General features: G+C 42.9%; 9 protein-coding genes. 1 reads left to right on the top strand and 8 read right to left on the bottom strand.

Annotation, left to right across the window (positions count from 1 at the left end; genetic code table 11):
* Positions 1 to 137: 137 nt before the first annotated feature.
* From K6T91_06670 to K6T91_06635, 8 genes are all read right to left on the bottom strand, one after another.
* The gene (locus K6T91_06670; protein MCL6472482.1) at positions 138 to 665 is read right to left on the bottom strand and encodes a VanZ family protein; all 528 of its coding nucleotides are present in this window, start codon (positions 663 to 665) and stop codon (positions 138 to 140) included.
* Between the two features lie 70 nt (positions 666 to 735).
* Positions 736 to 2,325: a murein biosynthesis integral membrane protein MurJ gene (murJ, locus tag K6T91_06665; GenBank protein MCL6472481.1), complete on the bottom strand. Its 1,590-nt coding sequence runs from the start codon at positions 2,323 to 2,325 to the stop codon at positions 736 to 738.
* 16 nt (positions 2,326 to 2,341) lie between these two features.
* Entirely contained in the window at positions 2,342 to 3,106 is a 765-nt protein-coding gene (locus K6T91_06660) for a WecB/TagA/CpsF family glycosyltransferase (protein MCL6472480.1), read from the bottom strand.
* A 6-nt stretch (positions 3,107 to 3,112) separates the two neighbouring features.
* Positions 3,113 to 4,282 carry a glycosyltransferase gene (locus tag K6T91_06655; GenBank protein MCL6472479.1) on the bottom strand — a complete coding sequence of 390 codons (1,170 nt, stop codon included), beginning with the start codon at positions 4,280 to 4,282 and terminating at the stop codon, positions 3,113 to 3,115.
* Positions 4,260 to 5,732 (bottom strand): O-antigen ligase family protein, encoded by a 1,473-nt coding sequence (locus K6T91_06650; GenBank protein MCL6472478.1) that lies wholly within the window; start codon positions 5,730 to 5,732, stop codon positions 4,260 to 4,262. The genes K6T91_06655 and K6T91_06650 overlap by 23 nt, the downstream gene beginning before the upstream one ends.
* On the bottom strand, positions 5,707 to 7,032 hold the full coding sequence (locus K6T91_06645) for a polysaccharide pyruvyl transferase family protein (protein MCL6472477.1): 1,326 nt from the start codon (positions 7,030 to 7,032) through the stop codon (positions 5,707 to 5,709). Before K6T91_06645 ends, K6T91_06650 begins: the two co-directional genes overlap by 26 nt.
* A 53-nt stretch (positions 7,033 to 7,085) precedes the next feature.
* On the bottom strand, positions 7,086 to 8,627 hold the full coding sequence (gene wbaP / locus K6T91_06640) for an undecaprenyl-phosphate galactose phosphotransferase WbaP (protein MCL6472476.1): 1,542 nt from the start codon (positions 8,625 to 8,627) through the stop codon (positions 7,086 to 7,088).
* Between the two features lie 274 nt (positions 8,628 to 8,901).
* Positions 8,902 to 10,272, bottom strand: coding sequence for a polysaccharide biosynthesis tyrosine autokinase (locus K6T91_06635; protein ID MCL6472475.1), 1,371 nt, complete (start codon positions 10,270 to 10,272; stop codon positions 8,902 to 8,904).
* 309 nt (positions 10,273 to 10,581) lie between these two features.
* Between K6T91_06635 and K6T91_06630 the strand changes: the two genes are divergently transcribed.
* Positions 10,582 to 11,169 carry a class I SAM-dependent methyltransferase gene (locus tag K6T91_06630; protein ID MCL6472474.1) on the top strand — a complete coding sequence of 196 codons (588 nt, stop codon included), beginning with the start codon at positions 10,582 to 10,584 and terminating at the stop codon, positions 11,167 to 11,169.
* The last annotated feature ends 41 nt before the right edge of the window (positions 11,170 to 11,210 follow it).

Raw genomic sequence — 11,210 nt, 5'->3', positions numbered from 1 at the left:
TGAGAGATTGCATGCTACTACGAGAGTCAACTGTTTATTAGTCTTATCTTTTTGTCCGGCACTAGGGGTGCAGTCCAATAATACAATCAAACATATACATCAAAGTATACTCATGAATCGTAAGTATACTTTATGGTTTAGCTGATAGTAGAGTTGCGGTACGCCTTGTGTTGAACAAATTTGGTGATTTGTTTACCAAGCCATGCAATGAACGCAAGAATAAGAAACCCGGCTAGGTCTAGTGCAACATCAATTGCCCTTCCAGTGCGCCCAGGGACGAAGGTTTGGTGCCATTCATCCGCCAACGCTACCAAAACGATAAGCACACTTGCTGACAATATTTTCTTAGCGCCTGTTAATCCCTTCACAGAAAGTATTGCGGCAAGCGAAAGACCCAATATCCCGTAAGACAGCACATGCGCGCCTTTGCGAATCCAGAACTGGATAAAGTCAGCGGGATCCTCTCTGCTATTCACGCGCTGGCTGCCGTAGTGAAATTTTATCTCTGGCAATTCACGTACGCCTCTCATGACCTTCTGATGCTGCTCTAGTGCTGGCCGCAAGTCTTGTTCAGAGAAAGGTTGACTAGAAAAATAAGCAATGCCTGTAAGGCAGATGAGGGCTATGAGGTAATGAACTAGTTGTTTCTTTAGTTTAAATTTCATCTTACACACCTAGTTTACTTATGTGGTTATTAAAGAAAATATAAACCTTCTTACGGATAGTTATGGAGCTCTACTGGTTAGAAACTCGAAGAGAGCTTACACGAATAGAGGCTACAAGATATATGAGGAACTTTTTAGTAAGCCCTCTTAGGCACAAATATTCATCTAGCTTAATAACCTCGCATGCCCCAATAAATACACCTACACTAAGTAGCATATCTACAGATAACCGCAAGGCAAGAGCTAAAGTACCTCCACTCAGCATACCGCTTAAGAAAACATCCGTTAACATCGCTGTAGTGCCAGCGATTAGAGAGGCAACAACCAGACCAGAAATAAATGAAATATTTTTCATTTTAGCCAAACCTGGTATCCTGCGTGCCAGTAAATAGAAAAGCGCCAAAGAGTTGACTGTAATAGATATAGAGTTAGCCAGCGCCAATCCACCATGCTGTAAGAACCGGACAAGCATAAGGCTTAAAATAAAATTAAATGCGACTGTAAACATCCCTATCCTGAATGGGGTGTGGGTATCCTGCAAGGCAAAAAATCCCCTTGCAATAACTGGATTTAAACTATGTCCAACTAAACCAAAAGCAAAACACAACAAAGCAAAAGCAGTCATAGCCACATCGCTCTTATTAAAAGCACCACGAGCAAAGAATAGTTCTATGATTGGGAAACGCAATACAGCTAAACCAACTCCTAGAGGTAAAGCGATAAGCAAAGCTACCTTCGCTGCCCTTAATATCGTATGGTTAAAACTCGCAAAGTCTCTCGAGGCAGCTGAATTAGAAAGTGCCGGGAAAATAGCTGTACTGAGTGCTGTTACTATGATACCTTGCGGCAGGAGCATAACTTTTGATGCATAGTTTAGGGCTGAGATACTGCCCTCAGGCAGTCCTGATGCAAGAATGCGGTTCATAACTAAATAAATCTGCATTAAACCGGTCCCACCCATTATCGGTAGCATGAGACCTAAGATACGCCTAATTTCTGGATTTTTAAAATCAAACCGTAATCGGCAGCTAAAGCCCACCTGACGCAGATAAGGCAACTGCAACAACATAGCCATAACATTGCCGACGAGTATTCCCACTGCAGCCGCAGAAATTCCGAATTTTAATCCAGCAAAAATCGAGAGTATGGCAAACAGATTGGTAATTACTGGCCCAAACGCAGGCGGTCCGAAAATATTGCTAGCATTTAAAAGGCCATAAAAAAGACTCGCTAGAGTCAAGAATAAAATGCTTGGTAATATAACTATCACTAGAACAGTTGCTAAACTCGCTGTAGCATCTTGTAGACCGGGGGCTATAACGCTAACGATAGTACCGGCTAGAGGAATACCAATAAGTATTATAATTACTAAAGCTAAACTCAATAACGTTAAGAGAGTGGCAAAGAGCCTCATCGCCTCTTCCCGTCTTCCCTCCAATAAGTAAGAAGTAAAGACCGGCACCACAACCATCGTCAGGGCTCCACCCAATATGGTAAAGAATATCTCAGGAATCGATACTGCTATCAAATACGCATCTGAGGTAGAATTAGCACCAAAAACAAAGGCTAGGGCAATTTCTCGTATGAAGCCTAGTGCCTTTGATAAAAGAGCATATAAGGCAATTATAACGGTTGCTCGTGCAATAGTCTTGCCATGCATTTAATATCTAATCCTTTTATCCCTTGGATTTCTTTAGTTCCGCTAATCGGCAGAAAAGTAATGCTATAAACCGAGGATTATAATAAAGATATCGACGCCAAAGTCGGCGTGGTTCCATTAGTAAGCGGTGAAACCATTCTAAGCCTGCCCTTTGCATCCATGTTGGCGCTGAGCGAATTCTACCCGCAAGAAAGTCGAAGGCTGCGCCTACACCGATCATTACTGCGTTAATTTGGTTACGCTGGGCAGCCATCCATTTTTCCTGCTTTGGTGCACCAAGCCCCACGAAAACTATCTTAGCACCAGAACTATTTATTCGGTTTGCATCAGCCTTAACTTCATCTTGAGATAGTGGCCTAAAGGGTGGGGAGTACATACCCGCGATAGAAATGTTAGGGTATTTCTCTATAAGGTTACGACGTAGATCGTTTAGTGCCTCACTTGTACTGCCATAGAAGAATACAGGTATCCCCTCATACTCTGCCCATCGGCATATCGCTAGAACAAGTCCTGGCCCGTAAACCCTGTCCTGGTTCCTAAATCCAAATAACCTTAAAACCCATATCAGCGGCATACCATCTGGCACAACAAGATCCGCGCCATTTACGACCTGCAGGTAATTTGGATTATCATGTGCCATCATGGTTACATGAACATTTGCAACCACCACATAGCTTGATTTACCCGCTTGAACCCAAGACGCTATTTGCGATACCGTATCTGCAAAGCCAATAGCATTTACTCTCACACCCAATATGTGACCATAAGGATATGTCCTCAATTTTCATCACCTTTTTTGTTTGATAGCCCGTCGGTAAATGTCAATTAGTAACTCGTGGTTTCGCTCAGCCGTATATTTTTGTTCATATTCAGCTCGCGCCGCTTTGCCCATCTTGGTTGTCTGTCTTGGATTAGACCATGCCCAATCCACAGTCTTTACTAGATCTCCTGCATCACCGGGATTAAAATGAAGCCCATTGCGCTTATCATGAATGAGTGTAGCCATGGCACCAAGTCTAGAAGCAATAACCATCGTTCCCTTAGCAAAAGACTCGATGATTGTCTGAGGTAAGCTTTCGAAACACTCTGAAGGAAATATTAGTGCTTTAGCATTCCCCATGAGATCGTAAATGATCTCTTTTTCTTGCCAACCTAGCCATTCTACACCAGGAACTGATTGCGCCGTGTTATAGACTTTATCTGCCAGTGAACCGTCTCCTATAATCTTAAGCGGTATATAGCTCCCAAGTTGCTCCCATGCTTTAAGCATTGTCTCTATACCCTTTTCCTGAGAAAGACGTCCTACAAAGAGAGCATAATCGCCAGAATGCTCACCTGGTTCTGGGTCAGGATAAACAAAATTCGGTTTTACCGCGATCTTCTCCCCAGGTATACCACCTGCAATAAATTTTTCTCTAGCAAAGTCGGTGAGCGCAATATAGATATCCACCATATTTGTCCATGTACCTAGATAGCGATGAAACAAAATCATGGCTGAGACAACCCCTGTAGATATACGGCTATTCCTATAGCATTTATGAATGATACCATCCCAAAGAGCATTCTTACCAAAACAGTTTTCACATATCTTGCGGTCGCGGAAAAACATGGCATTAGGACAAAGTAGTCGATAATTATGTAATGTTTGGATAATAGGAATCCCTTTACTCTTCACCGCATAATAAGCAGAAGGTGATATGAGGGGGAAGGTATTATGAAAATGAACCACATCGGGCTTTATATTGGATAATAATTCAAGAAACCTATTATAAGATGACCTATTCCAAACCGTCGCTAATGCTACCGTCAGTTTACTCATATTGTTTATGATTTGGTTACCAACCTCGTAACGAAAAACTCTAGAGCCCATGCTTTCTAGAAGAAGGGCTTCAGACTTAAATACCTGGTCTTCCCCACCAGGTTGTTGGTAGTAATTATGAACTAGCAGTATTTTCAGCACCCTTACCTCCAGACAATGCCGGCAGACCGCGATAATACGGTTGACCATAGCTAACTATCGGCTTATAGCCCAAAGCACCATCTCTACCCAAAATATCGCTTGCTGGCATTTCTGCCGATTGACTCTTCAGATATAGTGCAAACCGTAATGTAACACCCCAGAAGAAGTAATATGGAATTGCAAAAAATGGTTTCTCAAAAGCATCCTCGCCTATAGCATTTGTCCAAACTAAGACAAAGAATATCATCATAAGCAAAAGCCACTTTATGCCTTCTTGCCAATTTAACCTCACACATTTCCTATAAGCGCTAAGCCAGGTCTTTATAAGAAGAATATGCATCCAAGTAAAAGCTAATATACCGATAATACCAAGCCTTGCCCACACAGATATGTAGGAGTTATGAGGTTCTCTAACGATAGCGCCTTCTAAATTATAAAAATCTGTAAGCGGTAATCCGTACCCTAAGCCAAAAAAGACGGTCTGAATATTTGATGCCCATTGATCATAAAGCATGCTCCACCAAGATAAGCGTAGATCTACCCCAGCGGCAGCACCTTCGACACCCTGGTTCTCAACACCGCCGATAGTTAAAAAGTGTTTAATTAGAAAATCATAGGATACAGACTGTCCGAGACGGCCTATGATTTGAATATCAAATGCCGATATTGCTAATAAAATGATGGCAAGGAGCAGGATTGCAATAACCCATTTACCGAAAAGCTTTCTTCGGTAAATAAAAAATAGTGAAAGCAAGGCGGCTATTTGAAGATATACGGTTCGCGACTGGGATATAAACACGGTATACCCTAAAACGAGGATCGACACCGGATAATATAGCCAGCCTCTGTTGCGTTTACCATCCTCGTAGAGAAGAAGATAGGCTGAAGCCACTAGTAATAGAGGAAACGTTGTATTAAAGTTAAAGAAAAGCGGAACGTCATAGCCTGCTCCAGATACTAAAATTGGCGAGATACTACTTAATGTATCCCTAAAGGGATATGTAAATCCATATATGGTAGCTATAAGTAATATTTTCGGAATCCATTTAAAAAATCGATCTATTTCCTGTATGCGAACAGCAAAGGCAAATCCAACGATAAGAAATAGTGACTCAATCACGTGCGAGGCATCTCGTAATGCCCACATGCCATATTCGGAAACACCAAGGGTAGCCTGACTAAGACTAAGTGTCCACCAGATTATAAACGGTACTAGATAGACGGTTTTCGATAGGTCCCGTAATTGGTGAACATGGTTGACTGTCAGAAGCGATATCAGCAAAACTATCTCTCCAATAGGAATACCGCCCCCTACAACAGGTGGTATGCGGATCTGCATGAAGCCCATGTTTAGAATGAGATATAAACCAATTATCCAAAGCAAGAAAGCTCTATAAGTGCGGGTTATAATAATCTCTCCTTTAGTTATAAGATTTGCCTCGTTCACCTTTGATAATTAACTTGTGTAATACGATTTCAAGATCGCTGCGACAATAATCGACTCTTCTCTTTATTGTCTCAGATAAAACATCCCTCGTAGAGTAAGCTTTCTCTATGCTATTGAGTATTGATCTTTCATCTAGGCTATTTATGTCATGAACAAACTCTTGCAGACCCAGATTAGCCATAACACCCTCTGTCTTATGCCCCTGGTAACGAATTGCCACAACTGGAGTTCCAGCGCATGCAGCTAAAATACATGAGTGTAGTCTTGTGCCAAGTAAAACTCTGCATCTTCCATATAGGTAACAGAGTTTAGATGGGGATAAGTCGCCATCTGCATACTCGGCGTCTACGCCGTTTTCTTTTAAATTATTAAGTAGCAGTTCAATGAGATCTAAGTCACTTTCCCCATGGCTCTTAACCGATACTTGTGGGAAAAAGATAATCTTCAGCTTCCATCTTTTATAAACTTCCGTTAATACCCTGATCATTACTTCGATATACTCTCTTCTCTTCTGATCTGGTTTCTTGCTATCGTTAAATGACCAATTAGTTACTGTAACACCTAACCAATTATCGTTATCCAGCATAGACTTGATATCATTTCTCTCAGTCGGTTCTTCTGGCTCAATTAAAAACGCTATATCGGGAGCCAGAAAGACTTTTTCTGTTAAGCCGATATCACGCATTAGATTTGCTGTAATCTCTTCACGCACTACAATGGCCTTACACCGGGAAAGCGTTTTGCGAACCATACGCAACGCGTAGGCTCCTCGAATTGGACCTATACTGTGCCCCAACAATATAACAGTTTTGCCAAGTTTGGCTGGTAAAGAGATAGATTTCAAAATACGCCATAAATATAGAAATCCTCGTAAGCCACCTTGGTCGTTATATATGAATTGCCCCCCTTTTACAATAACTAGGTCTGCATATTTAAGGGACTCCAAAGCATTAAACTGCCCGGCATAAGAGCTAAAAAGAGGGCTGGAGAATATATTGAATAGATATATGTATAATATATTTTTGATAAGTCGGATAGCTGCCTTCAAATTTCTCAGCATTCCGTGCGGTTCATTGTCAATATAGGGAGATGGCAATATGCCCTCTTCAACTCTTACACCCTGTGATCTTGTAAATCTAGTATGGTGATTGAATTGGGGATCGTCTTCAGAATAGACTGATTGAAGAGTCACTTTAGCATCAGGCAATAGCCTCTTTACAATATTGATAGTAGCTATAACGATGGCTAAATCACCTTTGTTAGAATCGGAATATCCGTGAGTTATTACTATCCTTGACATCAAACTCTCGCCATAATTAAGTCTAGGTCTAAATATAGTTGAGGCCTAACTAATTAATACGCCCCTCTTCTTGCCAGTACCACACCCACCGTTCGTACCAATAGCGAAATATCCAACCACAGCGACCAGTTGCGGACGTACCAGGATTCAAGTTTTAACCGGCCTTCAAAATCTATATTGTTGCGGCCGCTAACCTGCCAGAGTCCTGTGATGCCTGGTCTAGCTAATAAAATCGAAGAAGCGCTTCTACCTAATTTTGCTGCTTCCCGCAATAGATACGGTCGTGGGCCAACTAAACTCATATCTCCTTTTAACACGTTAAAAATTTGCGGCAGCTCATCCAGGCTAAACTTTCGGAGTAATCTGCCTACACGTGTTACACGTGGGTCGTAACCGCGCAGCTTTGCAAAACGCTCCCACTCATATCTTGCCTGAGGGTTGTCCTCCAAATACTTACGCAGGATCTCGTCATTGTTTTGGTACATAGTCCTAAACTTATAACACCTAAACTCTCTGCCGCCTCTACCGATGCGCCGGTGAGAGAAAAATACCGGCCCAGGTGAATCCAGCTTTATAGCAATCGCAATCAGAGTCATCAACGGCAGGGCGACAACCAATATCAGACTGCCCACAACTAAATCAAAAAGCCGCTTGGCTAATATATTCAAAGGATTAGCGAGGTTGTTGCGAATCCTAAAGGATAGCATCCGGTCATCGAATGAGTAATCCGCTTCAACACCCAGCACTGGTAAGTCAAAAAGGTCAGGAATAACCGTGACTGAAGCAGCCGACCTCTGAAGGCGGTTTACCAATCCAACCAGATCACGAGATGGCATATCCGGCACAGCAACAATTAAGTTGCGCACCCCAGTTTCTCTCATCAGGCGGTCGCTATCTCTAAAGCTGCCCAGCACTGGGAACAAAGTGCCGTTAACCGGAACATTGCGGGCAATATTTGCCCTGTCTTCATCTAAAAAACCAATAATACGGTATCCCAAATATCTTTCGCGTAGCAGTGAGTTTGCAACAAGCCTGCCGGTGTCCCCCGCACCAAGGATAAGTACGGGCTGTATCCCTATGCCGGCCCGCGTTAACACTGATTTGCCAAGAAACCGGCCTAAGGGAAGCAAGATGACCGAGATGAGATAGGTCAGCACAAGCACTGTGCGGGATACCTCACCGCTTAATTTTCCTAGTGAAACAAGTGCAAGCAATATTATGAACACCAGCGTCATTGATTTGACCAACTGCTTAGCTTCTTGCCAAAAATGGAGGCGTTTTGTGTACAGTCCCTCGTAAGCCAAGCAAAATATACCAATGATCAGCAATGCCCACAGCCAGCTAAACAGAGTCGGAGGCACGGCCATCGGAAATATCGGGGTTACCAGCGGAAGTACATTCAATCTGATAAGAAACGCAAGAGATAGTGCAAGTGTAAGGATGGCTAAATCAATTGATGCCAGCACTACAACGGCAGGAATTTGAGCCATTGATTGCCTGCCGCCGGCCAAAGGTAACGGATACGCATCTTTAGCTAAAAATAAATCTTTATCCGCACGCTCTATAAAATTATGCTGTGCAAGATCTTGAGACATATTTGCCATTGCTTTATCCATCGTCTTAACTAAAGCAGACCGGATTTAAATGTTTTGGCAAGTTGCTTTGAGTGTGCGGTAAAAATAGCTTGTAGTTGATACGAAAGAAGCGTTGTATAGTGGTATATAATTGTCCTGCCTTTGGCTAGTATCGCTAATTTTAACATAGCACCGTTAAATAGTCAAGCGCTCGTACGGACATACTGGGTATACTTATATTAAATGGCAATAAAGCCATTGCACTGATAGACGAAGGACTTAAATGGCTGGATATTTAGCGATTGTCTACAGCGACCTGTCGACTGCCGTATGGCTTATGGTAATAGCTTCCGTATCTTGCAGACACCTCCACACCATTTAGGATGAAGCCTATAGTGCGCGCTCCCACTTTATCCAGCGCATCCTTTGCCATTACTATATCGTTCTTCTTTGTCTTGCCGTATCCTGCTACTAATAGAATTGCATCCGCTTTAGCAGCAAGTATAGTTGCGTCGGATACGGCTAGAATCGGTGGGGTATCCAAAACAATCAGGTCAAATCTTGTTTTTAAGCTGGCTAAAAGCTTATCCATACGCACGGAGTTTAAAAGATCTGATGGGTTCGGAGGAACCGGTCCGCTTGTCATGATCCGCAATCCCTTCTCAGAGGTATCTAAAACAGCGGATTCTTCATCTGCGGCATCTATCAAGACGCTGGAGAGACCCTTATCCGATACCTTATTAAAAAAGCTATAAACACGGGGATTTCGCATATCGCAATCAATAAGAAGTACCTTATTTCCAGCCTGAGCAAGCACAATTGCCAGATTTGATGCGGTAGTAGTCTTTCCTTCCCCCTCGTTTGGACTGGTAACGATTAATGTTTTTATTGAGCGGTCAAAGTTAAGATACTGAAGATTTGCCCTCAGGCTGCGGTAGGCCTCTGCTGATGCAGCACCGGCATTTACCAAAAGATTTGGATTATCTACCTTGGGTACTCTGCCCAAGGAAGATAAACCGGTGAGCTGCTCCACCTCATCCGCCTCACCCACCGTCAAATCGAGAATTTCAAGAAGAAATGCAAAGGAGGTACTTGCCACAATACCAAGCAAAAAGGCCAGAGATATGTTTATCAAAGGCTTTGGTCTTACCGGTTCAGGCGGAACTACTGCCGGCTCTATTACTTTTACGCTTATAAGCGCTGTAGCCGGTAGCGCTTCTGCAGTCATTCTGACAAAGTTAGCGGCAACTGAGTCGGCAAGCTTCTTCGCCAAAACCGGATTGTTATCCGTAACGGAGAGCTGTATCAGCTGGGTATCTTTTACCGGCTTTGCTGTTATCTTCTCCTCCAGCTCTTCGGGCTGCAGGCGAAGATTAAGGTCGTTTATGACTTTCTGTGTAAGTGTTCTGCTTGTTATCATCTGGCTTAACGTTTTGGTTAGTCGCTCACTTAAGAGGACAGCCTGATAAGACTCAACTACCGGCTGGTTTGTCGAAGAGGATTGCCCTTGAGTAACCAAAACGCGCACTGACGCTTCATACTGAGGAGCCATATAAGCGGTTATAAAAATTCCGGCAAGAAGACACGTGATTGTGCCAACAATAATAACGGTTTTTCTTTTGCTGATTACTTTTAAAAGTTGGAGGAGCTCTATCTTTTCTTCCAATTTACCTCTCCATTTTGAACCAGATGCGCTTGGGTGCGTTTTTATTGAACAAAACCAAGCAGGCTTTAAGCCCCGAGCGCAGCCAGCATATTCGCTAAAATAATAGTACAATTATCAAAAGTTTAACTAAGGTTTGCTTGTATGTCAATATATGGTAAAAACGGCGCTTGGTAGCACTGCTGACAATGGTAGGCAATGACGCTTCGCTTTTTTGCGCTCAGATACTAAAAGCAGGTAAAAGCAAGCTGGTTAGGATATACTTAAAAATAACTGCAGTAAATAACTGTAACCGAACTTTTAGGAGAGTACTTGAGCTTACGAGAAAACATAGAAACGCTAGCCCTGAGATATTTAAGCCGGCCGGGCAAAACTTCTGAGTTTAGGCGAAAGATCATTAATTTGGCTGGGATCGGCCCGAATACCAAGGTAATCGATATAGCCACCGCCGTCGGGGGCATGGCATTTGCCGCACGCGAGAAGACAAGCCATGTTACAGCAATCGATATAAACGAGAGACGCATTGAGATAGCCAAATCCGATCTACGTGCTAATAGTATCGACTTTCGTGTAATGGATGCAACCAAAACTCCCTTTTCCGATGGGCAGTTCGATGTTGCTTTAATTGTGCTTGGGCTTCATGAAATGACAATTGAGGAAGCTAGAAAAGCGCTCGTTGAGACCCGGCGCATTGCAAAAAAGCTGGCTGTTGTGGAGTTTGGTCTTGATAGATGGCCCCTGTTCTGGAGTTTTTTCAGATACGCACTTGCAATATTTGAGCCACCGGGCTTCCTCAAATTCACCCGTTATAATGTTGCTAATCTTATAGAAGGCGCCGGCTGGAAGATCGAGCGCAAAGAGGCAGATTTTCCTTTTGAGACTTATATCTGCGTACAATAAAATATCACCAACCCTCAAAACCCTCCAATCCTTCAGTATTC

Source organism: Bacillota bacterium, from assembly GCA_023511485.1.
Lineage (GTDB): Bacteria > Actinomycetota > Aquicultoria > Aquicultorales > Aquicultoraceae > CADDYS01.
Note: the sequence above shows the minus strand (reverse complement) of the source record. Positions and strands in the feature narration are given on the sequence as shown.

Coding starts and splice junctions, on each gene's coding strand:
- K6T91_06670 (MCL6472482.1), bottom strand. CDS start 665: ATGAAATTTAAACTAAAGAAACAACTAGTTCATTACCTCATAGCCCTC.
- murJ (MCL6472481.1), bottom strand. CDS start 2,325: ATGCATGGCAAGACTATTGCACGAGCAACCGTTATAATTGCCTTATAT.
- K6T91_06645 (MCL6472477.1), bottom strand. CDS start 7,032: ATGTCAAGGATAGTAATAACTCACGGATATTCCGATTCTAACAAAGGT.
- wbaP (MCL6472476.1), bottom strand. CDS start 8,627: ATGTCTCAAGATCTTGCACAGCATAATTTTATAGAGCGTGCGGATAAA.